This is a genomic window from Bombella apis, from assembly GCF_018221685.1.
GTDB classification, from domain to species: domain Bacteria; phylum Pseudomonadota; class Alphaproteobacteria; order Acetobacterales; family Acetobacteraceae; genus Bombella; species Bombella apis.
In genome coordinates this window covers 784,021-809,608 of sequence record NZ_JAGJTM010000004.1, presented here as the reverse complement: position 1 = coordinate 809,608, position 25,588 = coordinate 784,021, and the positions used below count along the sequence as shown (strand labels likewise).

At 59.6% G+C, this 25,588-nt stretch carries 27 protein-coding genes and 1 tRNA gene; 24 read left to right on the top strand and 4 right to left on the bottom strand.

Annotation, left to right across the window (positions count from 1 at the left end):
* Window positions 1–2 precede the first annotated feature (2 nt).
* Genes J8Z04_RS06830 through J8Z04_RS06815 form a run of 4 tightly spaced genes read left to right on the top strand, consistent with a single transcriptional unit; the run spans window position 3 to window position 4,124 of the window.
* Complete coding sequence (locus J8Z04_RS06830) at window positions 3–269, top strand: Bbp19 family protein (protein WP_086431867.1); 267 nt, start codon at window positions 3–5, stop codon at window positions 267–269.
* A 1-nt stretch (window position 270) separates the two neighbouring features.
* Complete coding sequence (locus J8Z04_RS06825; protein ID WP_154981511.1) at window positions 271–732, top strand: hypothetical protein; 462 nt, start codon at window positions 271–273, stop codon at window positions 730–732.
* Window positions 732–1,340, top strand: coding sequence for a virion core protein, T7 gp14 family (locus tag J8Z04_RS06820; RefSeq protein WP_192848129.1), 609 nt, complete (start codon window positions 732–734; stop codon window positions 1,338–1,340). Before J8Z04_RS06825 ends, J8Z04_RS06820 begins: the two co-directional genes overlap by 1 nt.
* Window positions 1,341–1,343: 3 nt before the next feature.
* Window positions 1,344–4,124: a transglycosylase SLT domain-containing protein gene (locus tag J8Z04_RS06815; protein ID WP_212125605.1), complete on the top strand. Its 2,781-nt coding sequence runs from the start codon at window positions 1,344–1,346 to the stop codon at window positions 4,122–4,124.
* A 134-nt stretch (window positions 4,125–4,258) separates the two neighbouring features.
* Here the strand turns inward: J8Z04_RS06815 and J8Z04_RS06810 are convergent, their stop codons facing one another.
* On the bottom strand, window positions 4,259–4,531 hold the full coding sequence (locus J8Z04_RS06810) for a hypothetical protein (protein ID WP_192848127.1): 273 nt from the start codon (window positions 4,529–4,531) through the stop codon (window positions 4,259–4,261).
* 274 nt (window positions 4,532–4,805) lie between these two features.
* Here J8Z04_RS06810 and J8Z04_RS06805 point away from each other — a divergent pair, with 274 nt between their 5' ends.
* From J8Z04_RS06805 to J8Z04_RS06710, 20 genes are all read left to right on the top strand, one after another.
* Entirely contained in the window at window positions 4,806–5,492 is a 687-nt protein-coding gene (locus tag J8Z04_RS06805) for a hypothetical protein (protein WP_192848126.1), read from the top strand.
* Window positions 5,493–5,508: 16 nt separating this feature from the next.
* Complete coding sequence (locus J8Z04_RS06800) at window positions 5,509–6,561, top strand: major capsid protein (protein WP_192848125.1); 1,053 nt, start codon at window positions 5,509–5,511, stop codon at window positions 6,559–6,561.
* Between the two features lie 11 nt (window positions 6,562–6,572).
* Window positions 6,573–7,010, top strand: coding sequence for a Bbp16 family capsid cement protein (locus J8Z04_RS06795; RefSeq protein ID WP_154981516.1), 438 nt, complete (start codon window positions 6,573–6,575; stop codon window positions 7,008–7,010).
* Between the two features lie 7 nt (window positions 7,011–7,017).
* Entirely contained in the window at window positions 7,018–7,317 is a 300-nt protein-coding gene (locus J8Z04_RS06790) for a hypothetical protein (protein WP_192848124.1), read from the top strand.
* 5 nt (window positions 7,318–7,322) lie between these two features.
* On the top strand, window positions 7,323–8,291 hold the full coding sequence (locus J8Z04_RS06785) for a hypothetical protein (protein WP_192848123.1): 969 nt from the start codon (window positions 7,323–7,325) through the stop codon (window positions 8,289–8,291).
* Window positions 8,288–8,947, top strand: coding sequence for a hypothetical protein (locus J8Z04_RS06780; RefSeq protein ID WP_192848122.1), 660 nt, complete (start codon window positions 8,288–8,290; stop codon window positions 8,945–8,947). The genes J8Z04_RS06785 and J8Z04_RS06780 overlap by 4 nt, the downstream gene beginning before the upstream one ends.
* On the top strand, window positions 8,947–11,304 hold the full coding sequence (locus tag J8Z04_RS06775; RefSeq protein ID WP_212125602.1) for a glycoside hydrolase family 66 protein: 2,358 nt from the start codon (window positions 8,947–8,949) through the stop codon (window positions 11,302–11,304). The genes J8Z04_RS06780 and J8Z04_RS06775 overlap by 1 nt, the downstream gene beginning before the upstream one ends.
* On the top strand, window positions 11,301–13,580 hold the full coding sequence (locus J8Z04_RS06770; RefSeq protein WP_192848120.1) for a hypothetical protein: 2,280 nt from the start codon (window positions 11,301–11,303) through the stop codon (window positions 13,578–13,580). The genes J8Z04_RS06775 and J8Z04_RS06770 overlap by 4 nt, the downstream gene beginning before the upstream one ends.
* 53 nt (window positions 13,581–13,633) lie before the next feature.
* Window positions 13,634–15,781 carry a hypothetical protein gene (locus J8Z04_RS06765; RefSeq protein ID WP_192848119.1) on the top strand — a complete coding sequence of 716 codons (2,148 nt, stop codon included), beginning with the start codon at window positions 13,634–13,636 and terminating at the stop codon, window positions 15,779–15,781.
* The gene (locus tag J8Z04_RS06760) at window positions 15,778–18,288 is read left to right on the top strand and encodes a hypothetical protein (protein WP_192848118.1); all 2,511 of its coding nucleotides are present in this window, start codon (window positions 15,778–15,780) and stop codon (window positions 18,286–18,288) included. The genes J8Z04_RS06765 and J8Z04_RS06760 overlap by 4 nt, the downstream gene beginning before the upstream one ends.
* A 62-nt stretch (window positions 18,289–18,350) precedes the next feature.
* Window positions 18,351–18,659: a hypothetical protein gene (locus J8Z04_RS06755; protein WP_192848117.1), complete on the top strand. Its 309-nt coding sequence runs from the start codon at window positions 18,351–18,353 to the stop codon at window positions 18,657–18,659.
* Window positions 18,656–18,895, top strand: coding sequence for a hypothetical protein (locus J8Z04_RS06750; protein WP_192848116.1), 240 nt, complete (start codon window positions 18,656–18,658; stop codon window positions 18,893–18,895). Before J8Z04_RS06755 ends, J8Z04_RS06750 begins: the two co-directional genes overlap by 4 nt.
* Window positions 18,896–18,900: 5 nt before the next feature.
* The gene (locus J8Z04_RS06745; RefSeq protein WP_192848115.1) at window positions 18,901–19,308 is read left to right on the top strand and encodes a structural protein P5; all 408 of its coding nucleotides are present in this window, start codon (window positions 18,901–18,903) and stop codon (window positions 19,306–19,308) included.
* Window positions 19,305–19,556 carry a hypothetical protein gene (locus J8Z04_RS06740; protein WP_086441137.1) on the top strand — a complete coding sequence of 84 codons (252 nt, stop codon included), beginning with the start codon at window positions 19,305–19,307 and terminating at the stop codon, window positions 19,554–19,556. Before J8Z04_RS06745 ends, J8Z04_RS06740 begins: the two co-directional genes overlap by 4 nt.
* 42 nt (window positions 19,557–19,598) lie before the next feature.
* Entirely contained in the window at window positions 19,599–19,907 is a 309-nt protein-coding gene (locus J8Z04_RS06735) for a hypothetical protein (RefSeq protein ID WP_192848114.1), read from the top strand.
* 314 nt (window positions 19,908–20,221) lie between these two features.
* Window positions 20,222–20,482, top strand: a complete 261-nt coding sequence (locus tag J8Z04_RS06730) for a hypothetical protein (protein WP_192848113.1) — start codon at window positions 20,222–20,224, stop codon at window positions 20,480–20,482.
* Window positions 20,479–21,231, top strand: coding sequence for a Rha family transcriptional regulator (locus tag J8Z04_RS06725; RefSeq protein ID WP_192848112.1), 753 nt, complete (start codon window positions 20,479–20,481; stop codon window positions 21,229–21,231). Before J8Z04_RS06730 ends, J8Z04_RS06725 begins: the two co-directional genes overlap by 4 nt.
* The gene (locus tag J8Z04_RS06720; protein ID WP_192848111.1) at window positions 21,228–21,983 is read left to right on the top strand and encodes a BRO-N domain-containing protein; all 756 of its coding nucleotides are present in this window, start codon (window positions 21,228–21,230) and stop codon (window positions 21,981–21,983) included. Before J8Z04_RS06725 ends, J8Z04_RS06720 begins: the two co-directional genes overlap by 4 nt.
* Window positions 21,980–22,216, top strand: coding sequence for a hypothetical protein (locus J8Z04_RS06715; protein ID WP_154981527.1), 237 nt, complete (start codon window positions 21,980–21,982; stop codon window positions 22,214–22,216). The genes J8Z04_RS06720 and J8Z04_RS06715 overlap by 4 nt, the downstream gene beginning before the upstream one ends.
* A complete protein-coding gene (locus J8Z04_RS06710; protein WP_192848110.1) occupies window positions 22,216–22,473 on the top strand; it encodes a hypothetical protein in 258 nt (85 codons plus the stop codon). The genes J8Z04_RS06715 and J8Z04_RS06710 overlap by 1 nt, the downstream gene beginning before the upstream one ends.
* A gap of 128 nt (window positions 22,474–22,601) precedes the next feature.
* Here the strand turns inward: J8Z04_RS06710 and J8Z04_RS06705 are convergent.
* The 3 genes from J8Z04_RS06705 to J8Z04_RS06695 form a co-directional block, all read right to left on the bottom strand.
* Window positions 22,602–22,676 (bottom strand) — tRNA-Val (locus J8Z04_RS06705).
* 89 nt (window positions 22,677–22,765) lie between these two features.
* A complete protein-coding gene (locus J8Z04_RS06700; protein ID WP_192848109.1) occupies window positions 22,766–24,655 on the bottom strand; it encodes a hypothetical protein in 1,890 nt (629 codons plus the stop codon).
* Between the two features lie 4 nt (window positions 24,656–24,659).
* On the bottom strand, window positions 24,660–25,574 hold the full coding sequence (locus J8Z04_RS06695; protein WP_244978047.1) for a mitochondrial fission ELM1 family protein: 915 nt from the start codon (window positions 25,572–25,574) through the stop codon (window positions 24,660–24,662).
* Window positions 25,575–25,588 lie beyond the last annotated feature (14 nt).

The window sequence follows — 25,588 nt, the reverse complement described above, 5'->3', positions numbered from 1 at the left end:
GAATGACGATCGACCCGCATGATGAGGAACAGATCAGGGACCATGGACGCCGCCGCCGGGCACGAGCCACGCAAGAACAAGCTGACATTCAGGCCGTTCTGGAACTGCCGGAGGGCCAACGTCTTCTCCGGCGCATCATCGAGGCTACAGGCCGGGACCGTGCCTCATTCGTGCCCGGAGATACGGGTGCAACGGCCTACCGTGAGGGACAGAGAAGCATCGGCATCCAGCTGACAGACTGGATGACGGACGCCGTGAGAAAGGCCTGACATGCTCACATTCCGCTTTGCAGAACCAGACGATGCCGACCTGATTGCCCCCATGCTCCGCCGGAATGATGCGCTCGAGGTCATCCGGGCCGGGCATGGCCACATCCTCCCCGCAATGCGCCGGAGCGTGGAGGAATCACGACAGGGCGGCATGGCAGGGCTGTTTCTGGATGATAAACAGCCCGTTGCGCTGTTCGGCGTTGCGCCACGGATGGATGTGGGCATCCCGTGGCTGGTCGGGACAGACGCCATCAACCGTCACCAGAAGACCTTTCTGCGGGAAACACGCTTCTGGGTTGACCAGTGGCGGCAGCAGCACGCCCTGCTCATGAACCATGTTGATGCCCGTTACACCGGGGCAATACGCTGGCTTTCATGGCTGGGCTTCACCATCGGAGCACCACAGCCGCACGGCCTTGATGGGGCCATGTTCTGCCGTTTTGAGATGAAAGGTTTTGCCTGATGTGCGTCATCACCGGCACAATTGCCGCCATCGCAGCAGGTGTTTCCGCCGCTGCCAGTGCCTCCGGCGCACTTATTGCCGCTCAGGGGCAGGCAGCATCTAATAGAGCGCAGGAAGAACAGAGCCGCCAGCAGGCCCAGATTTCCTCGCAGGCATCGCAGAACTCCATCGACCAGGGCTATCTGAACGCACAGAGGGATTACCAGCAGGGCGACCAGCATCTGGCAGCACAGCGGGCCTTCATGGCGGCAAATGGTGTGGATACCTCCAGCGGGTCCGCTCTCGACGTGCAGCAGTCCACAGCCCGCAATACCGGCCTTTCCGTGGGGACGGACCAGTATGATGCCAGCACGCAGTCCACGGCCTACAGCAATCAGGCGATTTCCTACAACAATCAGGCCCGCATTGCCGCAGCCGGAACGCCTGCCGCATGGGCCTCCGGTGCGCTTGGTGCCACAGGATCACTGGCGCAGGGCGTATCCGCCTTCGCCCCGAAATGGAACGACATGGCCAGCAGTGCCCGCTCCTCATTCACTGATCCATTCAGTGGTAACGGCCACACAATAGCCGGAGCCTCCTCCGCCACCCCATCCCCATGGAGAGCGTAATCCATGCCGCAGGTTCCTTATACGGATGACCTCTACAAGCTGCCGGACAGAGTATCAGCGGGCGGAACAGAGGTACTGGACGTCCCCAATTATGGCGGCATGATTGCCCGTGGTCTTGGACAGTTCGGGCAGGGTGCAGGCGATGTGGCAGATGCCGCCTTCCGCCTGCAACGGCAGGATGACATCACCGCCGTGCAGAACGCCATGAACAGCCTGCGTGAACAGGGCAAGGTCGTACAGTACGGAGATCCGTCAGACCCGATGAAGTCGGGTTTTCTCGGCCTGAAGGACAAGGCGGCACTGGATGCGTGGCAGCCAACGGCTGACGGTTTCCGGCAGTATCAGCAGTCCCTCATGAACGGCCTGACACCCGCACAGCAGCGCATCTTCGCCCAGGAAAGCGAGCCTTTCATGAATGGTGCGCTGGGCAGTCTGGCCGCCCACGCCGCCGGACAGCGGCAGAGCTATCAGGACAACGTGCAGGATGCCACGCTCTCCTCCCTTGCCAGCAGCGGGGCCGCCAACAGCGATAACCCGGCAGCGTTCGCCAATGCCTACGCTCAGGGCAGGCAGAGCATCATCGCCCGCAATGCCACTCTGGGTTACGGGGCGGACCATCCTGTCACGCTACAGAACATCCAGCAGTGGAATGACAGCTACTTTCACACGGCCATCATCACGGCGGCCCAGAAGGGCGACGCCATCAGTGCCCGGAACATGCTTCTTTCCAACGAGAAGAACATGTCCGCTCCCGTCTTCGCCCAGACGATGGCCGCCATCAGGCCAGAATATAACAGGCAGGTCGGGGACAACCTCGCCAATGAGGTCTGGAACGATCATGGTGGACCGCAGGCCGTGCCGGCCGATGCCGACCCGTCCGCCACCATGCAGAACATGCTGCTGGCCGAAAGCGGAGGCAGGCAGAAGGACAGGGACGGCAACACCATCACCTCTGGCAAGGGTGCCATCGGCATAGCCCAGATGCTCCCGGCCACGGCAGAAGAAACGGCCCGGCGCATCGGCATCCCGTGGGATGAGAACCGCTTCCTGCATGATGAGAATTACAACCGTGCGCTGGGACAGGCCTACTTCCACCAGCTCTGCGACAGGTACGGCAACAACCAGACGCTGGCCTGTGCCGCCTACAATGCAGGGCCGGGAACGGTGGACAGATGGCTGAAGCAGTATGGCGACCCACGCACCGGGGCCATCAGTGACGAGCAGTTCGTGCAGTCCATCCCCTATGATGAGACACAGCGTTATGTCTCCCGGGTTGCCTCATCTCTCTCCCGCAATGTTCCCGCCCCGTCTGCCACGCCGCCGGACCTTTCCGCCAAGCTGGCAGAGATCCATCAGGTGGCGCAGGAGCGTGGCTATGGGCAGGAAATTGAAGATCACGCCATGTCCCGGGCCATGCACAACAATGCGCTGTGGGAGGCCCAGACACGGGATGCCAGGGCGTCCCTGCATGGTCAGATCAATGACCTGTCTTCGGCCTATATGAATGGCAACACGCAAAATCAGGTGCCCGAACAACAGATCAGGTCGCTCTACCAGCCGGATGAAGCTGACCGCATCGTCTCCGGCCTGAATGAGAGGCGGCAGGCCGGGCTGGCCCTCAAAGCCCTGAAATGGGCCACCCCGGCGCAGGTCGGGGCCTACATGCAGGCCTCGCAGGATGTTCTGGGCGATGCCAGTGTGGATGACTACGGAACCCGTGCCCAGATCAATGCCCATCTCCAGCTTGCCATGACCAGACGGGAAGAGGCCCTCAGGGATGACCCGGCAGGCTATGCCGCCGGTCACCCCTCCGTGCAGCAGGCATGGCAGGACTACCAGCAGAACCAGACGCCGGAAGCCTTTGAGACCTATGCCGGGAAACTGCGGGCCGTGCAGCAGATGATGGGCGTGGCCAGCCCCCGCTATCTGACGGACGATCAGGCACATGGCATCATCACCGGGCTTTCGGGCATCGACCCGACAAAACAGGCAATCGCCCCCATCATGGACGGCATGAAGCAGCATTACGGCAAGGCATGGAATGGCATTCTGGACGAGCTGGTGCAGAAGGGCCTGCCCGCCCCCTATGCGGTCATTGCCGACATGGACACGCCACAGCAGGGAGCCGCACGGGCCGTTCTCCAGCGCAATATCCAGACCGGGACGGATGACCTCAAGCGTCTGGCAGGGCCGGATGCCGCCCAGCTCAATGCCACGGCCAGCAACGACCCTGTGGGCAACAGTCTGGCCGACCTGCGCCAGACCATGCTCCTCCAGCAGGGCGGACCAGCCAGCTACAGGAACTTCTACGACACGGTGAAGATGCAGGCTCTGGGCTATATGGGCAAAGGCATGAACGTGAATGAGGCCCTGGCTCAGGCCCGCAAGGACATGGTGGACCTGAAGTATGACACGTCAGGCTACCTGCGGACCCCAAAGGGCGAGATGGACACGACGCAGGACGCCCTCGCTGCCTTCATGTCCAGGCTGACGCCTGATGATGTCTCGGTCAAGCCACTGCCCGGTGTCAGTGAAAAGCTCTCCAACGAGCAGGTGCTGGCCAATGCCAGAACATCCGGCAAGTGGGTCTCGGTGTCGGACAACAGCGGCTACAGCCTCGCCATCCCCAGCAAGACAGTGCCTGGAGAATGGCAGTACCTACAGGGAAAAGACGGCAACCCGATTGTTGTCCAGCGCAGTGACATCATGGCCGGACGGTATGCCCCCAATCGCCTGACTGGTATCAGGATCAAGAATTGGCTGCGACCGAACGGGGCTCTATGAGAAAGTAGTATTCTATGGGATGTTTTCCCCGCCCATGCGGGGATTGGGGCACCTTAGCGGGTGCCCATTTCCTTTCTGTACCAAATGAAAATCGGGCCTTGGTCAGGGGGCTCCGCCCCCTAACAACCCTTTTATTATCTAAATAATCTTTCTAATTCTTTTTCTCCTTTATCCGTTAAACGATAAATAGTATCACTAGATAATCTTTCTTTAGTAAAGAATCCATCATTTACTAGGATTTCAAGAGATTTTATAATTTTTTCTTTTGTTACATTTAAATAATTATTACGAACTCTTGCTAAAATGTCAGATAAAGTGGCCGCTCTATCGTGAAGAGGAACATCATCACTTCCTGCGGTAACAAGATAATATACAGCTCCGAGGCAAAATTCCCTAAGATCAGACATATTTTCACCTTGTATGAAAAAATTACTTGACGGCGACCTCATAAAAAAGAACCTTTCTTAGGATCAACCATCGCATGGTGGGCGGGCCTGTTGGAGCAGATCCCACCCCAGATAGCCATGCCCGACTAAGGATCACACGGCTATCGTGTGTTGGTATTATATGCTTCCCAGCTTGCGCCTTAAAGCCTTTTTTGAAGCTCCACCTCAATAAACACACACCAGAATTACAAACACCTGCCACGCTTGCCTCCATCACGAATGATGGAGTGCATGTATGCCATCGGAAACCCCGACATCTGATGCACCGGCGACTGATGCCGAGGCAGGTAAGACCACGACAGAAGCGGCAGACAACACCAGCCTGACGGGCAATGAAGCCCCGTCTGGCGAAAAGAGCAATTCTGCCGCTTCTGGCGAGAAACCTGCCGAAAAACCGGCAGAGAATGAAGACGCCAAGGGCGAAGACAAGCCCAAGGCCCCTGAAAAATACGAGTTCACACCGCCCGAGGGCATGGAGATCGACAGGGAGGCCCTGTCTTCCTATGAGGCTCTGGCCCGTGAGCATGGGCTGTCTCAGGAGCAGTTCGATGCCGTCACGAAACACGGGCTGGAGTTCTTCCAGAACCGCCTGACCGGACTTGCCGAACAGCACGCCTCCATCCAGCAGGGCTGGCGGGACACGGCCCTGAAGGACAGGACGCTCTCCGATGGTGAGAGTCTGAAACCAGAGGTCATGCAGAACGTGGCCCATGTCTTCAGCCAGTTCGGGGGTGAGAAAGACGCCCTCCGCAAGGCTCTGGTCGAGACCGGGGCGGGCAATCACCCTGCCGTCATCCATGCCTTCAATGCCATCGGCAAGGCCCTGGGGGCTGCACAGACGCCAGACCGGGGGAAACCCGCCAGCGAGCTGAAAGACAACAGCTACGAGGCCATCGCCCGCCGCCGTTATGGCTCCAACTGACAAGGACAACTGAACCATGTCGCTCAACAGCAGCACATTTCTGACACTGGCCGACTGGGCCGCCCGCCGTGATCCGAATGGTGGCATTGCCGATACCGTCAACCTGCTCTCCCAGACCAACGAGATTCTGGACGACCTCATCTGGAAGGAAGGCAATCTGGCGACAGGCAACAAGACGACCGTCCGCACTGGCCTGCCAGCTGCCACATGGCGTATGCTCAACTACGGTGTGCCCCGTGGCAAGTCCACCACCGCACAGGTGACGGACACATGCGGGATGCTGGAAACCTATTCCACCATCGACAAGGACCTCGCCAACCTTGAAGGCGATGTCGCCGCATTCCGCCTCTCTGAAGACCTCGCCTTCCTTGAGGGCATGAACCAGCAGATGGCCCGCACCCTGTTCTACGGCAACGAACAGAAGGATGTTGCGGCCTTCACAGGTCTCTCTCCCCGCTTTAACACGCTGGATACCGGAAAAGCACCATCCGCTGCCAACGTGATGGATGCGGGCGGTCGTGGCAGCACCAACACCTCCATCTGGCTCTGCTGCTGGGGGCCTACAGCGGGATTCGGCATCTTCCCGAAGGGATCCGTTGCAGGTCTCCAGCAGAAGGATGTCACGACTGATGCGCCCATTCTGGACGAGAACGGCAACCCGTATCAGGCCTACCAGATGCACTACAAATGGGACTGCGGCCTGACCATCCGTGACTGGCGGTATTTCGTCCGCATCGGCAACATCGACGTGTCAAAGCTCACTGGTCCCGATGCAGCCAACCTGATCGCCCTGATGGCCGCAGCCTGCTTCAAGCCGCCGACCATGCCCAGCTCCGCCTCCAACGTGCAGTCCGCCACACGGGCTACGGGCGGTACGCCGCTCTCCTTCGGTCGCCCGGTCTTCTATGTGAACCGCACGATTGCCTCTGCCCTGTCGATTCAGGCAATGAACAAGACGAACGTGCTGCTCACGCAGGACCAGTTCGATGGCAAGCCGGTACTGCGCTTCCGCGGCATCCCCATCCGTGTGGTGGACGCCATCATGAACACTGAAGACACCATCCAGTAAGGGGCCGCATCATGATTACCGACAGACTTCTCAATTTCTCCAACGCCCAGGACCTGACACAGGCTCCCGTCGGGCAGGACACACCCTCCACCAATGCCATCGACTTCTCACAGGCACGTGACTTCGGGCCGACCGAGGGCTTCAAGGTCTGGGTCGAGTTCCCCAACACGCCCTCTCCGAACAGTGGCAGGCTGGATGTGAAGATTCAGGTCTCCACGGACAACCAGAACTGGACCACGCTGGAGGAGCTTCCTGGCATCGACCTCTCCCTCATCGGGCCGGGCAGCCCGTTTGCCGTGCGGGCCAAACCGGCCTTCTCCAACACGCCCTACCGCTACATGCGCCTGACCTACAACCCGGCACAGGCCATGACATCCTGCACGGTGACGGCTGGCATCAATCTCGATGTTCCCGCCCAGATCGCCTACCCCAAGAACTACGTGGCGTGAGGCGATCATGGCAAGATATCGTGTCATCCAGAACAGCTTCATCAACGGTCATTTTCTGACCGTTGGTGAGGAAGTGGATTATGCAGGCATCCCCGGCTTCAATCTGGAGCCGCTGGATGATGAGGCCCGTTCTGCCAAAGAAAAGGCTGGCCAGCTGGCCCGGAGGGACGTGAACAGCCGGGCCTTCCAGGAAGACCTGACACGCCCTGACGGTGCGCCACCCCAGCAGGAAGACCTGCCTGCGGCCAAAGCTGATGAACCGGCTGCCGATGAGAAGGCTGGCAAGAAGACAGTCGCAAAAGGGTAAGGCCAGTGACGACAGCCATTGACCTGTGCAGGCGGGCACTGATGCGCCTCGGCACGCAGAGCGGCATCACGGCGTTTGATGATGGGTCCGTGGAGGCCAGTGTCTGCGCCGCCTATTATGACGACGTGCTGCTCGGCCTTCTGGCCCATCCGGCCAGCTTTGGCGGACCAGCCTACACATGGCAGTGGCCCCGCTGCGTGGGCACAGGCACGGCTGTGGCCAGTGACAGCCCTTTATGGCGGTATGAAATCCTCATGCCGGAGGACAGCGTGCGGGTTCTGCGGGTCGATGACGGAAAGACCGTCAGGCCCGTGGACCAGCGCATGACAATGTTCGACCGGCGGGACAGTTTTGGCGAGGGCATGGGCAAGGCTGGGGGCACAGTGCTGCGCCCTGTCATCCTGACGGACAGCCAGACCGTCAGCGTGACCTACATCACCCGGAACGTGGACATCGACTACTGGCCAGCCGCCTTCCGTCGGGCTTTCTGGCTCTGTCTTGCATCTGCCATCGCCACCACGCTCGGCATTGATGGCAATACTATCGCTGCCGTAGAGCAGGAGGCCAGCCGTGAGGTGGAACGGGCCTGCCTGGCTGACCAGCGTGTGGATGTCGTCAGTACCGAGACCATGCCGGACTGGCTGGATGTACGCTTCTCTGGTCTTGGCTATGGGCATCACATTCATCAGACCAGCAATACCATGGCTGTTGGCTATGTAGCGGGTGGCAGTCAGCCACCTTCACCGACTGCGGCTCCTTATGCGCCGCCCATGGGGCCAAATGGTGTCATCCCCACTGGCCTGACCGCACGGGATATTGCTGAAGGTGACCATCAATACATCCCGGCGGATACTCCTGACGGAAGGGTCGGCATCCTGACCATTGGCCGCAGCCCTGTCGGCTGGCGGCGCCCCTATCACACCACCACCATCAATCCGAATGCTGATGATGCTTCCGGAGAATATGACCGATGAGCATGGCAAAAGGCCCCTTCAGGCGACCAAAGTGGAGGGATGATTACATACCAACCTGCGATGAATGGCTGTTCTGGTGGTCAATCAAATGTGATCAGGACTGGGTTGTTGATTTTTTTGATGAATACACAGTCTCTTCCGAGAAAAACATCTCTGAAAAATTTGAACAGATCAAGTCATCCCTGCTGGCCTTGAAGCAGGATATTGAGAGTGAAACGAAGACTTCATTACAGTCATATTTCAACCAACTCATCATGCCGGACTGGCAGGAATGGGCGCCGAGCCTTCTGTTCGGGGCGGCCAGTACCGGGCAGGAGATGAGCACCCGTCCCGGGGGATACAGGGTGCTGGGAAATCATTGCGACTGGTGGATCACAGCAAGCCTGACAGCCCGAGGAACAGCAGAGGGCGTGATGACGCTGACCGGCCCTCCTCCGCCCCCTCTCGGCAATGCCCGGTTTGGCGTGACGGTGGTCAGTACCACCGGCGTCAACACGGACGGGCGGGGCCTGACTGCCGTCCTCAATGGCGGCGTGATTTCGTTTTTCAAGGGACAGGACACCGGTGAACCGGCCAACGCCGTGACGGACCGTGACGTGGAGGATGCCGCCTCCATCAGCCTGTCCGGCTGGTATCAGATTGAGGATGAAGACTGATGAAAAAGACACTGACCGCCACGGCCCTGCTGCTGGGCATGGCCGGGTCCGCCCATGCCGGTATCCTGAGCGGCCCCCTCATCAGGAGGGTGATTGATGACAGGGCCTTCTATCAGCCCGGAGACAGGGCCACCATCAGCATCGAGATGACCAACACCACGGGAGCCGATTTCAACGGCAAGCTCAACCTCACAACATGCTCCCGTGGCCATCTGCTGGCCATCGACGCCCACAATGTCAGCATCCCGGATGGAGCCAGCCAGACGGAAACCTTCACCATCACGGTGCCATCCCTCGTGGCCAACGGTTACCAGCTCTCCATCAATGCCCTCCAGGCTTCCGACAGCGGGTACGCCATGTGCACAGGGACGGGGAGCTCTTCCTCAGACCCGGTCGATGTCGCAAGCGGTGCCATCAACGTGGCCAACCATGCCCAGGATGATCCCATCGAGGGCTTCGTCGATCCGCAGGCCATGCAGTCCGTCACCGATTACGAAGCCGTCGCCCGCAACATGGCGCAGTATCACATCAACATCGTCCAGTTCTATGACTGGGGTTCCCGCCATGATGCCCCCTACACCGACGCAGCCTCATGGCGGAACCTCCAGAACGTCACCGTCACCCGTGAGGAAACGGCCGGGCTGGTCGGGGCCTTCCGCCGACATGGCATCTTCTCCCAGCTCTATACCCTCTGGAACGGAGCCTATGCGGACTGGCCTTCCCGGAACCCCAACGTCACCATCGGCATGGGTGCCTTCCGGAACCGGTGCGGCCTGAAAGGCACCTGCACGGTCGCCGACCAGATCAGCATCGGCGGCAACTGGAAAGACTGGGGTTGGGCCATCGACGGGATCGTGCAGGAAAACCCGGCCAATGGCCGCTGGCAGAAATGGATCACCAGCCAGTATCTCGCCGCCCTGAAGGGCTGGGGCTTTGACGGGGTCCATCTGGACACGCTCGGCGACCCGGGCATGCCCGCCCATGACGCAAAAGGCCGCCGGATCGACGATTTCGGCAGCTACCTCGCCGACTTCGCCAATCAGGTCCAGGCTGCAACGGGTGTCTGCACGGACATCAACCAGGTATCCACATGGAACCTTCAGGACGAGGCCGTGCGGGGCAACAGCTGCAACCTCTATGTCGAGCCTCACCCGGAGTTCGGAGACAATGCCTATTTCCCCTCCTTCAACGGGCTGATGGAGCAGGCGCATGAATGGACCAGCCGTCCCCTCATCGTCGCCTATTACCCCCAGCAGGTCATGAGCGGATCCCTGGAACCGGACAAGGCCCTGAGTGGCGACACCGTGCCTTTCTGCAACCCGGAGGATGACGGTGGCCAGAAGGTCTGCCCGGCCAGCAGTCCCGGCATCGAGCTCCTTCTGGGGCAGGTCGCCGTCTCGGGGGCGTCGGAGCTGATGCTGGGGGACATCGACCACCTCATCCCCGGACCCTTCTTCCCCCGCCCTACCCTGAAAATGGGAGCCGACCTCCAGCAGTTCATGGCGGATTACTACAACTGGTTCGTCGCCTTCCGGGACCTGCTGCGGGGCCATTCCGTGGACACGCCGGACATCGTCTTCATCTCGGACAGCTCCGGCCAGAACATCGGGGCATCCGATGGCAATGCCGGGAAAGTCTATTATCACCCGTGGGATAGGGCCGGCGTGGCGGAAGGTGTCTCCCTGACCAATCTGGTCGGGCTGAAGGACAACCGCATCGACGACCCGGATGGAACCCACAGCCCGGTCGAGCAGAAAAACATCCGGGTCACCATGCAGCTCTATGGCGGCAGGCCGACCGGGCAGGCATGGTATGCCGCACCGGACTACAATCATGGATTCCCGCAGCCCCTCTCCTACAGCGTGGGCACGTCCGGCAGTGACGGGTTCGGCAACCCCGTCTACACGGCCACGTTCACCATTCCGTCCCTCAAGACCAGTGGCATTGCGTGGGTCGAGGGCAACACCCTGAAAAACCGGACGGACTGGACGCTGGACGGCACCGCCAGTGACCTCATCCGGGGCGGTACCCCCTCATGGTCACCCAACGGCATGGGAGGGCGTGTGGCCGCAACCGTGCATGGCTGCTGTGGCAGGAGCATCTACTGGGATGGCATCGACTTCGGACAGGGCGTCTCATCCCTGGCCGCCGTCACATACAGCCAGCATGGCGGGGTGATGGAGTTCCGTCTCGACAGGCAGGACGGACCCGTGCTGGCCAGGCTGACCGTGCCACAGTCAAAGGGCGGGAATGTCGACAGCAGCCAGACACAGATCATCCAGTCCCCGACAGGTGTGCACCGGGTCTGGGTCGTCTTCCCCGGGCAGGATGTCAGCCTCTACGGATGGAGACCATGATGTCACAGGCTCCGTCTGGCCCGCAGGTCGGGCTGACATGGTTCAGCTCCTTCAGCGGCGGCGTGATGGCTCCATTGGTCGGATACAGGGCCGACATGGAGAAATGGCATTCCGGTGCCGCCGAGCTGACCAATTTCTTCGTGCATGTGCAGGGCGGCATCTCAAACCGCCCCGGCACACAGTATGTCGGCACGTCAAAGGCCGATGCCTCAGGTCCCCCACCGAAGCTGATCGCCTTCATCTACAACAATACCCAGTCCTATGTGCTGGAGTTTGGCGACCACTATCTCCGCTTCATCAGCAACGGGGCCTATCTGGCCAATGCCGATGGCAGCCCCTACGAGCTGGCCACACCTTACAGCATCGGGGATGCCTTCTGGCTGCGCCATGCCCAGTCTGCCGACGTGATGACCCTGACCCATTCCGGCTATCCGGCCATGAACCTCTCCCGCCATGGGGAGCTGGACTGGACGCTGGATGTGATCTCCTACAGTGCCGGGATAGAGGCACCTTCATCACTTCTGGCCTCTGCCGTGGAAGGCAATGCCGCCAATACGGGCACGACACCCGGCGTATCAAAGGTGACATATGAATATGCCGTAACCTCCGTCTCCAATGAGAGGAACACGGAGAGCAACGCCACGCTGGCACCGTCCCAGACGGAAATAACCACCCAGACCCAGACCGTCACTGACCCTGTGACTGGCAAAACCAGTACGGTCACGTCGCAGGTACCGGTCGAGGTCGGCAGGTTCGTGACCAACTACAACATCGGCTACTACACGAATTACGGGAACTACAACACGCTCTCATGGCCTGCCGTGACGGGAGCGGACTATTACAACGTCTATCGCCGCTTTGCCGGACAGTGGGGGCTGATTGGCAACACCACGTCCCTCAGCTTCGATGACGTGAATTATGCACCCGATACAGAGAATGGGCCGCCTGCCCATCGCAATCCCTTTGATGGCAGCAACAACCCGGTTTCCGTCACCTATTTCCAGCAGCGGCGTGTCTTTGCCGGGTCTCTCGCCTATCCCCAGACCGTCTGGATGAGCCGCTCTGCCAACTACACCAATTTCGACATCCACACGCCGGTCGTCTCCGATGATGCCATAACGGCCACCATCGCCAGCCAGCAGGTCAACACAATCAAGCATCTGGTGCCGATGGCCGACCTTCTGGCCTTCACCGGAACGGGCATCTGGAAGATCTCCGGCGGCCAGACCGGCACGCCCATCACGCCCAGCAACTTCACCGCCATACCGCAGATGTTCGTGGGAAGCTCGGACGTGCAGCCCCTGCCCATCAATACCGACGTGCTGTTCATCGAGAACAAGGGCAGCCATATCCGTGACCTGCAATATGACTGGTACGCACAGATCTATCAGGGCAATGACCTCTCCGTCCTGGCTGACCATCTCTTCTATGGCTACACGATATCAGACTGGTCCTTCGCCCAGTTCCCCTTCAACCTGATCTGGGCCGTGAGGTCTGACGGCACGATGCTCGGCATGACCTACCTGAAGGAACAGAACGTCATGGCATGGCACCAGCACAGGACGGAGGGCGGTGCCTTCCAGTCCGTTGCGGTCGTGCCGGAGGAGAATGGCTACGGTGCCATCGAGGATACGCCCTATGTGGTGGTGAAGCGCAGCCTTGCCGGGCGGCAGAGCTACACCATCGAGCGCATCCAGTCCCGCCAACTGGGAATGGAGAATGACGACATCACCCGCTCATGGTTCGTGGACTGCGGCCTGCGCTATGAGGGGAAGGAAACCGGCACCGTCTCCGGGCTGGGGCATCTGGCAGGAGCAACCGTGTCAGCCTGCATTGACGGGCGGGGATTCGCGGGGCTGACGGTGGGGAATGACGGCACCCTCACCCTGCCACGGCCTGGCAGCGTGGTCACGGTCGGGCTGCCCATCCATGCACGGGCCGCCACCCTGCCGCTGGATCTCGGAAACCCTCCACAGTTCGCCCGGCGCAAGCGTGTCAGCAAGGTCTATGCCTCGCTCTACAACAGCTCCGGCCTGGGCGTCTCCACCGACGGAGGTAAGACATTCCATGGGCTGGACGGTCAGGGTGCCGCTGCCGGGCCGTCAGCACCCAATCCCTACCAGAAGAAAGATACCAGCCCTGCGCTCATCTCCGGCCTGACCATGCGGATACCAACGCCCAACTGGACCCAGAAGGGCAGCTTCATCCTCCAGACCGACCAGCCTCTCCCCGTGACCGTCACCAGCATCAGCGTGGACGTGGAGCTGGGGGGCTGAGATACACCAGAATTACAAACCCCTGACATGCTCTCCCGCCACAGGGAGGGCATATGTCATTATTTTCAGGCGGACTGAACACGCTCAGGAGCGTTCAGGATGAAGGACTGGCAGGGCAGCAGTCGTCCCTTGAACAGTCGCTTGGTGCATCCGTCATGGCGGGTATCAATGACATGCCGGTCGCCCGCATCGGTGACTGGCTGCGCCATGAGACGAAAAGCACCGAAGGCGATACCCTAAGCCCGGAAGATGCCAATGCCCGCTATGGCATCAGGGGTGTTCTCAATTTCGACAGGCCTGTTTCTTCTGCACTTGCCCAGACCCTCAATGATGAGAAGCAGGCTGACCTCATCCGGCAGAACACCATCCGCAACGGGCCTGACGGCATCATCAGCGGCACCCTGAATACCGTGGCCGGGGCTGCCCCTGCCTTTCTGGACCCCATCAACTATGCCGCCGCCCTGATCCCCGGCCTTGGGGAGGAGCGCATCGGTCTCGCCCTTGGCAGTGCCGCCGCCCGTGCCGAGGGATTGGGCATGGAGCGTGTGGCAGGTGGCCTGCTCAGTGCCGAAGGGCTGAACCGCCGTGCCGGGGCAGCCCTCTCCGGCAGCCTTCCGGGACGTGTGGTGCAGGGTGCCAGCCAGGGAGCCATCGGCATGGCGGCCCTCGAGCCGCTCAACATGTATCTGGACCGTGACGAGCACAATGACTGGAGCATGGGTCAGGCTCTCCGGGACATCGGCTTCGGCAGCATCATGGGGGGTGGCCTGCATGGTCTGGGCCATGCCTTTGGCCGGCGTCTCGAGCGGGCCGGAACCAGTGCCAGGGGGCAGGTACTGGCCGATGGTCTCGCTTCCATGGCCAGCGACAGTCCCGGCAATGCCGAGAGCCTGCTGAACATCCATGAGGTCCAGAACGCCAGAGACGGGCTTGACCGCACCATGGCCGGGCATGGTGCCGAGCCTGATGAAACGGTGTCTCTGCCTCCCCTGCGGGACAGGATTGCTGATGACCTGTCCCAGCTCCGGCAGAGCCATGCTGACACGCTGGATGAGGCGGCCCTGTATGAGCGTCCCGATGATGAGCCGGAGCCGCCAGATGCTTCTGCGCCCCAGCCTGCCATGCCGACCGGGAAGCCGCCATCAGCTCCATCCCTCTTCACCTTCCTGACCCGCCACGGTGGGGTGCTGGATGAAGGCGGCGAGCTGAAGGCCAATGACATCCACCGCCAGCGCATCGGCCTTGTGCGCCGCAATGGGGGCATGTCTCTGGATACGGCACGGGAACGGGCCATAGAGCACGGCTATCTCAGGCCCGATGCCGACATCAGCGACCTTCTGGATGCCATGGTGGAAGAAAGCCACGGGCGCAAGGTGTTCCCTGATGGCAGGCTGGCCGAAAACGGAACGGATACTGCCGCCCTGGAGGAACATCACCGGGAACAGGCTGCCGATGATGCTGATGCAGCTGCCCGGGCGGCAGACATCACCCTCACACCGGAAGAGCATGCCCATGCCACGGAGGCCATCCTGTCCGGCCTGCACCCCGATGCCGCCATGGAGGATGCCCTGCGGGTGTCTCGCCATGCCACATGGGAGCGGTATGCGGACATGCTGGACCATGGCCGTGCCACCCACATGGAGCGCATCGGGGCAAAGCAGGAGCTTCTCCATGCCCTCACCCGCCAGCGTCTGGGCCGCTATGCCCAGCATCTTGATTCAGGCCTTGAGGGGCTGGACCTTTACGATCTCGCTGGCTCCATCCTGAAGAAGGACAGCCCGGAAGATGCCGTGGAGCAGGCCCTGCGCCTCATCGAGGCAGAACGGGGAAAAGGCCACGACGCCAGCTGGCAGGGCCATGTGGAAGAGGCCTATCAGAACGCAAGGCAGCGGCTCGATGCCATCCAGCAGGATGCGGCAGAAGCCATCATGAGAAACCTCCATGGTCATGAAGATCATGAGGTCACGCAGAGCCGTGCCGGTCTTGCAGCCCAGAGGGAGGACGCCCCCGATCCAGAGACTGGACATGGAATCACCGAAGCACAGTCCTATTCCGACCAGATCGACCGGCAGCTTGCCGCCCTGGGCGATCAGATCAGCCCCGAAGAGCTGGCAGAGATCCGCCGTGAAAAGGATCTCTCCGATGGCAATGCCGATGCCCTCACCTCCGCCGCCGCCTGCCTTACAAGGAAAGCCCCATGACCCACGAGAACCCGTGCTACAACGAAGCCGAGAAAGCCGCTGGCCGTGAAATGTCCAAGGCAGAGCTTGACGAGATGTTCGGGCGGCTGGAGAAGGAAGCCGGACGCTACATGAAGCAGGGCCTGTCCCCACGGGAAGCACTGGAGAAGGCCGGTGCCCGCATGGCCGATGAGGAACGTCTGGCTGCCATCATAGAGGCCAATGCCCGCAAGAAGAACCTCATCGTCCGGGCTGCCCTGCGCCGCCGCATCGTGCCCGGCGATGAAGCAGCATCCCTTGAAGGCATCCTTGCCGGGAAGCAGACCGGTGAGAATGGCGCCGCCCTCTCTGTGGATGCCAGCAGCCACGCCCGCACTGCCCAGCTTCTCGGTCCTCTCATGCACGATCTGGACAAGGCAGGCGTCTTCAAGGCACTGCTGAAGCGTGATGAGCAGTTTGATGCCGATGTGGCCCGTGAGATGTGGCGTCTGGATGACCCGAAATCCGGGGCACCAACGGGCAACAGGCTGGCTGCTGAGGCCGCCCGCATCCTGTCTGAATATCAGGACACAGTGCGACTGATGCAGAACAGGCAGGGCGCCTGGATTGGCAAGGCTGACCATTACGTCACCCGCCAGAGCCATGACATGTGGAAGATACGGGGCGATGGGTCGGACCGGGCCTACCAGAACTGGCGGGACACCATCCTCCCCCTGCTGGATGACCGTACTTTCGAGATGATGCCCGCCAAGCAGTCGAAGGAAGATTTCCTCCGCAATGTCTGGCTTAACCTCTCCACCGGGGAGCATGACAATGCCAACGGGCGGGACTGGCTTTCCGGCTTCAAAGGCACATCCAACAAAGCCAAGAAGGTCAGCCAGAACCGTGTGCTGCACTTCAAAGATGCTGACGGCTGGCTGGCCTATAACAGGAAGTTCGGCCAGGGCCATGTGGTGGACAGCATCTTCAAGGGCCTCATCAGCGGGGCACGCAATGCTGCCGTGATGGGCGATCTGGGCACAAACCCTGAGAACATGTTCCGCAGCATGATCGAGGAAAGCGTGCAGGCCGCCCGTGAGAGGGCTGATGCCAGAATGGTGGACAGGCTCCGCAGGCTGGAGCGCAGTGCCCTGCTGGACATCGTGACAGGCCGGGCCAGACAGCCGGCCAACAAGACGGTAGAAACCATCGGGGCCTACGCCCATGCGTGGAACCAGATTACGAAACTGGGCGGCGTGATGATCTCCTCCCTGCCCGATCTGGCCATCAATGCCGCCGTGCTGAGACACAATGGCGTCCCGCTGCTGGAAAGCTACTGGAACAGCCTGAAAGCCCTTGCTCCGGGCCTGAGCAGCAAAAACCCGGCAGAGCGCAAAGAGATCGCCCGGCTGCTGGGTGTGGGGCTGCAGGGGCATCTTGGATCCGTCATGAGCCGCTTTTCCGCCAATGATGCCCCTCTGGGAAAGATGAGCGACCTCATCAACAAATTCTACCGCATCAACGGGCTGCAATACTGGACGGACAGCCTGTCCGAGGGCATCGGCCTGATGCTCTCCCACAATCTGGGGCGGAATGCCGGTCTGTCCCATGAGGCCCTTGATGGAAAGCTGCGGGCCAGCCTGCAACGCTTCGGCATCACCCGGCCGGAATGGGACGTGATGCGGCAGGCCGTGCGGACAGCCGCTGGAGAAGACCATATCCTGCCCAGCGAGATGGGACGCCTGTCTGACGATGCCGTGGCTCCCCTCATCGAAAAAGGCCAGACAGCCGATGACGTGCGGGACAGCCTGACCCGAAAGCTCTATGCCTACATCACCGACCAGACCCGGGAGGGCATGACGGAACCCGATGTCCGCACGCAGGCGACCTTCCGGGGCATCAGCAACCGACTTGATGACATCAATCCATTACTCGGACAGGCTGCACGGCTTATGCTCCAGTTCAAGAGCTTCCCGGCCTCACATATCCGCCGCTTCCATCAGCGTGAGGTACAGCGCAACGGGCTGGACCTGCCCGGTGTCATCCACATGATCGCCGCCACGACCGTGCTGGGCTATGTCGCCATGCAGGCCAAGGCCATACTGGCCGGGAAAGAACCACGGGATGCAGGTGATGTCCGCACATGGATGTCGGCCATGGCCCAGGGCGGGGGTGCCGGGATTTATGGGGATTTCCTTTTCGGCCAGATGAGCCGCATGGGGAACACGGTGCTGGAAACACTGGCGGGTCCGACCTTTTCCGACTTGACGAAACTGGCTGGCATCTTCTTCTCGACCCGTGATGAGCTGATAGGTAGTCCAGATGCCGAGAAGGCCCGCACCTATCTGGCCGATCTCGTCCGCTTTGCCTCCGGGCAGATACCGTTCGGCAATCTCCCGGGCATCAATGCAGCCCTGAAATATGGCGTGATCTACCGCCTGCAGGACATGATAAATCCCGGCTACACGGCCCGTTATGAAAAGCTTGTCCAGCGCAATCAGGGGCAGGGCTTCCTCGTATCGCCAACATGGAGCCCCTATGGGCGCTGAAGACACGCCCGAATTACAAACGCATGATGATCTGTCCGTCATGATGATGGAGATGGACATTCATGCGCTTCACACTAGCACTTCTTGCATCCCTGATGGCTGGAACGGCTTTTGCAGACAGCATTGCCATTCCCCCTGCCCAGCATGGGATTTTTGATGGCGGCCAGCTCCCACCGGCGGCTCGGGGTATCATGACCTTTGGGGCAGCTGGTGGGGTAAGCCTGACCGCCCGCCCCTATTCCGCCCTGCCTCTTTCGGTACCAGTTGGCACGGCCTTCTTCTGCACGGATTGCGCCGGGACGGGTCAGCCCGTCTTCTTCAATGGAAGTGCATGGGTGGATGCCTCCGGGACTGGAGCGAAACATCCATGAATGACCAGTATCTGACCCGTGCCGAAGGGCTGGAGATTAAACAGGATATTCGGGCGGCTGAAATGGACATTGCCGTCATCAAGGACAGGCAGGCCAGCCAGCAGCAGATGCTGGAACAGATACTGTCCCAGGTCAGGCACGGCAACTCATGGCGCAGCATGTTCATTGCCGGTGGGTCAGGAGCGGGAGGGATCATCCTTGCCATCATCATGAAGATTTTCCACATCGGAGGGTAAAACCCATGGAAGTACGGGGTATCCGAAACAACAATCCGGGCAATCTGAACTATGTCGGACAGGCCGGGGCGCATCTCGAAAAGGGCGTTCATCCACGCTTTGCCGTGTTCGCCACACCTGAATCCGGGCTGATGGCCCTGCGAGGCCAGCTGCTGCGCTACAACCAGAGGGATGGTCTGGACACGGTGGCGGGCATCATCGGCAAATGGGCGCCTCCCAGCGAGAACGACACGGCCAGCTACATTGAAGGCGTGTCCCATGCCCTCGGCGTCACACCGGACCAGAAGCTCGGACCCTTCACGCCACATCTCGTGGCGGGTCTGATGAGGGCCATCATTCTCATGGAAAACGGGAAAAATCCCTATGGCCCGCTGGTCGACAGGGTGGCCGGAGTGCAGGAGGCCGCAGCATGAAGCCCCTGCACTGGCTGCGCCAGCCGACAACGCTTCAGGGCCTGTCCCTCATCATTGCCGGTCTGGCCGGAGCAAGAACAGGAGCGCTGAGCAGCGGCCTTGCCACAACCCTCATCGGGGCTGCCATCCCGCTGCTGCTGCCAGACAACAGCACGGCACGGGCCATCGCCTCAGCTGCCATTCCAACCGCCGTTGATGCTCTGGAAAAGAGCGCCATGGCCGGGAAGGAGCCTCACAAGCCGGGTTGACTGAACCCGGCCATCCCATCCCTCACAGAAAAGGAAATCACCATGTCTGACACCAACACTGCCTCTTCCGTCATTGACGGCCTGTTCTCCCTCATCGAGGGCGCAATGGGCGACAGCGAGAGCGTGAAAACCAAAACACGGCTGCATCTGGCCTCCACCATTCTTGGCGGTATCTCCGATGAAGCCGCCTCTCTTCTGGCAGACCGCTTTGACACCTCCGCCCTCTTTGCTGGCATCAGCCGTGTCGAGAGTGGGCTATCCGAAGTGGAAGGGGGCATCCATGATGTGCTGGCTGCTCTGAAAGAGAAGAAACCTGTACCGAATGCGGCGCAGGGCAGCTCCGCAACATGACGGAACAAGGGGGTGCCAAAATGGCTACCCCCTTTCTTCCGCTTCCAGCCCCCGCTGGATGAGGCGGCGGATGGCTTCGGCTTCAGATGGAAGCCGATTATCGTAACGATACTCACTGACCTTCTCTGCCAAAGATCGTGGCATTGCTATCAATTTCTGAACGGTGGTTTTTTTGTTGATCGCCATAATGGTGAAATAACCTATTTTACCTCTTGCAGGCAAGAGCGAATGGTTATATCACCAGAGACAGGCGACAACGGAAGGTGAGAGTTCCGCTGCCGCCCTAACCGAAAATCGAAAAAGGAACTTTCGACATGGCTGATGCCAAATCTAACACCTCTCCTGTTGCAACGCCAGAAGATCGGCTCGCCCGGCTTCTGACTACCTGCCGCCGAATGGAGCAAAACCTTAACCGGCTGTGCTGCACCCTCAACATCGTGGATGACGCCATCCCTGACCGGGATAATGACGGCGTGACGCTCTCCGGCCTCATTCAGATGGTTCTGGCGCATCAGACCGATGAACATGCCGAGTTCGTCCAGGAAATCCGCATCGCAGCAGGAGAAGTGGCATGAGCAACCTTCTGAACACTCCCCTCACCATGTCCAGCCGTGAGATTGCGGAGCTGACGGGGAAGCAGCACAAGAACGTTGTCCGTGACGTGGAGAAAATGGCAACCGACTGCAATCTAACCGGCTCAAATCTGAGCCGGTTGGCTGGGACGTACACAGATGCCAAGGGAGAGCGGCGGAAATGCTACAATCTCCCCAAAAACCTGACCATTACCTTAATTGCAGGATACCGGGCTGACCTACGACTGAAAATTGTTGATCGTTGGCTGGAACTGGAAACAGAGGCGGCGCATACCCGCACCACGACACCGGCTCGCAAACGCCGTCCGGCAGTGCTGTCCACCTTCAACACTGGCTACAAGATTGCACTCAATCTGGGCTACGACAAAAATCAGGCCGTGATCTACGGCGACCGTTACTGCCGGAACAAGTGCGGAGAAAGCCCGGTGGAGATGATGGGGATGACCTCTCTCGCCGCTCCGGACAATGACAACTACCTGACGCCAACTGAACTGGGTGAAAAACTGGGGGGCCTGTCTGGCCGTCGGGTCAATCAGATGCTAGCGGAAGCTGGTCTGCAAACCAGCACACCGGGTTCCGCCACCGGAAGCAACTGGACGATGACGGAAGCCGGGAAAGCCTACGGACGCATGTTCGACACAACCCGGAAGCATGGCACAGGCAGCCAGCAGCAGCTCAAATGGAAACCGAGCGTTCTGGATATTCTCTCTGGCAAGGGAGAAGCAGCATGAGCAACGTTATACCATTCTCCTTTGAGGGGCATGAAGTTCGGGTCATCGAGCAGAATAATGAACCGTGGTGGATGCTGGCGGATGTTTGCGCTGTTCTGGATATCTCTCATACCCCAACAGCTGCAAAACGGCTCGATGATGATGAAAAATCCACTGTGGTTATTAACAACAGTGGAAACCTGAACGCTGACAGGACCATCATCAATGAGTCCGGCCTGTGGTCACTCGTTCTCACCAGCCGGAAGCCAGAGGCAAAGCGGTTCAAGAAGTGGCTGACCTCCGAGGTCATCCCCACCATCCGCAAGACGGGCGGGTATGCCATTGCCGGGACCTCCCTCTCTGCCGATACCCGCAAGGTCTTGGGCGGGATGATAAAGAGCATCTCCCGTGCCCAGATGCGTGAAGAGCTGGCCGAGATGGAAAGTCGGATCACCAATCTGGTCGTAACGCATCAGGCTGGCACGGCGGCCGTGACGGATAAGACGGCCAAGGAATGGTGCGAGGAATACGGTTTGACCCAGAAAGGCCGCAACGGACCACGCCGAAAAATCGGCAATGCATTATCTGCCCTTGCCAAGCAGAAGGGAATTGTCTGTCATCGCTGCGCTCGCACGGGCACATGGCTTTACCTTGCCGAACTGGCCCGCCCTTATATGGACGGCATTGGGCGGCATATCATCAAATTGCACAATGATGCAGTGCTAAATGGTCAGCCGGACCTTGGCCTTGGAAATAAAAGGCAACGGGCATGATGTATCTTTATGCTGGGCTGGGGGTGGCGGCAATCGCCGCCCTCACCCTGTTCGGCTGGGTTCTGTACCGGGCCGGACGCAACGCCGCCCGTGTACGGTCTGAACAGCAGAACGTGACTGAGGCCAATGCCCAGAACGCCACCATGGCCCGCATGAACGAGGCCGCAGCCAGTGCGCCACAGACGGATGACGAGCTGCTGGCAAAGCTGAGGGACGGAAAGGAGGGCCAGTGATGAAAAAGGAAAGCCCGCTCTGGCTGTACATCCCATGCACTCTGGTTCTGGCCTGTGGCATCTCCCTGCTGGGAGGATGCAGCGAGGTCCGCATCCGCCAGCAATGCCTGAACCTGCGGACGCCCACAGTTGAGCAGCAGCAGGGAGCCTATGCCGAGCTGATCGCCCACCCTGAACTGAAAAACCTCCGTATTCAGGTGGCTGATCTCGATTATGCCCTGCGGGAAAATGCGGCCTGCTGGGGGAAAAATCCCTGAAAACGCTGTGTCAGTTTTGTGCCAATTCTCATGACGACTCGCACGTTTTTACGGTCATTCATGAACGATGACGAACGACGCAGCTGCCGCTACTAACGGTCAAAAACGGCAGTTTTCCGGGAAATCCATGGTGGATGCGACAGGGATTGAACCTGTGACCCCTGCCGTGTGAAGGCAGTGCTCTACCGCTGAGCTACGCATCCGTCTCTTTGGATGAGCGCCTTATACCGCTCTCCCCTAACGCTTGCAAGAGCAATAAGGGAGAACGGTACAGATTATTTCAATAACCCTCTCAAAAACCAAACATGTGATCCAGAGAGAAACTCCCAACGCCATTCTCCAGCCCATGATACCCGAACAGACGGCAGGTCAGGTCCCTTATGAGAACATACCCCCCCTCTCCTGCCTTCTGTAACAGCTCCGCATCAAAAAGCTCATGAGGCTTCAGAAGCCAGGAACCGGAAGGCTGAATACTGATGGTCTCCTGCGCCACTTCAGCCCCATTGGCAGCGTGAAGATGCAGACAGGTCCTGGAAGGCTGACGCCCATCCCGCAGGGACGTGGGATAGATCAGATGGCAGAAGCTTTTCAGGGTAACACCATCAAGCTTCTGCCCCAGCTTCAGGAACAGCCGGGTGGTCAGGCCCGGCGGTGGACCTGCATAGGACTGCGGCTCATTCCGCCAGGTCATCATGGTATTGAAAATATGTCCGCCAAAACTGGTTTCGGCGGCATGATCTGTCCCGATATGGCGATAACGCATCAGCGCATGAGGCCAGCCATCTCCCTCCCCCCCATCACGGAAATCATAGACCAGCTCCGCATGACCGGGCTGATTCATCAGTTCATGCAGGGCCACGGCTCCCTGATGATTCCGGGGCAGATTACCCAGAAAATGACTGCCACAGCTCTGGCCTGCTTCATCAAACAGATCCAGCCTCATCGGCAGGCTCTCCAGGGCTTCCGACATGGGGGTCGGCTGGACGAAACTCGTATAGATGGCCGGGTCCGGCACCGGAAAAGGCAGAACGAAACCACGCCCAAGCAACGGGGACATCGTGCGGATTGCCGGGTCCGGCAGCAGGTCGGCACGCTCAACATTCATATGGGCAATACGGGTCCGGCCCCTCTGCACAACCTCGTAGCGGGGCCGCACCAGATGCTGCCCGGAACGAAGTTCAAGCTGGGCTGGCCATTCCAGATCAGGAAACAACGCTCCCACATCAACAGCGACCGTCTCATAAGGTCCGATAACCTGCCTTACCGCACGATGCTCTTCCTCGCCCATCGGGTTCAGCGTGATCGCCCCTGACGGAATGGCCGTGCCATGACTGTTCTGTATCCAGAGGCGGACCGTCTCCTCGTCGTCTGGAGCTGGCAATGTGGCAAAGCGCATGGAAGGCCAGGCATTGGCATCATGGGTAACAGACAGGCTGGGATCACCATTCCGGCCAAAACTGTCCAGCGCATATTTCACGACATCATGGCCTTTCGCCCCGATGACATGAATGAAAAGCTGTCCAACAAAATCTGGCAGGCCAAACTGTTTCTTCACCGTGCGGCTGTCAATCACTACACCCGCATCAGCCTCTTCCACCTCCTCAAACCATTCAGCCAGAACGTGACCAGTAACATCAAAAAGCCGCAACCAATAGCGGATTGTTTCTGCACCATAATTCGACCAATAATTCGCCGTAACCAGCCTGGTGCTGAACTGTTCAGTTTCCCGGAAAAAGGCAAAATTGGTCGCAAAATTGCATTTGTCCAGATAAGGCCGCCGGTAAGGCAGAAATTTATCCGGCAACCGCGCATCCCCCAGAGTATGAAGAGGCTTCCCTCCGAGAAATCCCCCAAGACGGGACCGCATCCTGGCATCATCAAAAGACAGGGCCAGGACCGCATCCGCATCAATCTCGGCAATGTGGACGACAGCCTTTTTCTGCCCGCCAAATCCATCAGGCTGCCCGACCTGCTCGCTATCATGCGTCAGGATGACGGAAGGCTGAAGAGCAGGATACAGCCCGCATACTGTCGGCAGGTACCCCTCCGGGTCATAAACAGCAAGAGAGCAGTGCTGAAGCGTCTGCTCCAGCTCTTTCATTCCCTCTACAACCAGAGGGTGAGACAAAGCCTTATAAAGGACGTTCCCCCCCTGCGGGCCAAATGTCTTGATATCCAGCATTGGGTCATCCTTCCTGATTGAACTGAATACGGCGATGTATTTCTTCTGCTGCCAGAGAAGTATCGTCAAGTCTTTTACAAGGAGAAAACGAAACGTTTCTTAAAGAAGACTGCACACGTCCCTCTTTTTCAAGTATCTTGACGAACCTCTCAAGCCTTGAAGACCGGCCCTGCAATGGCAGAATACAGACAGGGCGATCCGTCGCCACTGCTTCGGAGATCATGGATACACTGTCCTGCGTCACAGCCAGAGCATCAGCGCAGGCCAGCAGTCCCATATAAGGATTCTCATTCCCTTTTCCTTCCATCACGACACCCCCCAGAGGCATCAGGCGCTCCCGCAGCACCTCCAAAGCCTGCCGTGATGTCCGTCTGGATGGTGTCAGCACGCAGCGAACACCAGTCACCTGCATGAAACCGGCCAGCTTCTCCGACAGGACCGCAGCTTCGGCCTCTTCCAACCTGTACCGCCCATTGGAGCCCCCCAGAAGCACCCCCAACACCTTTTCTGCCCCTGCCCGGATACGATCCTTCCACAGCTTGCCAGCTTCTTCCAGACGGGCCGGTGTAACATCATGCATGGCTGTACGGACTGAAAGCACATTCGGCCCCTCAAGCCGGTCATGCTGACTAGCCACGACAAGAGCAAAGGGAGAGAGTTTCACTCGTGGGTGTTGTATCTGCACTACTGGCAGACCGTACCGTTTTCCGAGAGCCGCCCCGGCCACGCCGCCCTTTCCACCCACGCTGATGATGAGACGGGTTGCAGAAGAAAGGCTGAATGGGGCAAAAAGACCCAGAGAATGCGGCCAGAAACGGACGGACAGACGTGAGACCAGCCTTCCCCTGTTGGTGATGACAGGATGGAACTCCCACGAAAAACCCGTCCGCTCTGCCAGCCCTCGCCCCTGGGATCTCATTCCGGCGAAATCTT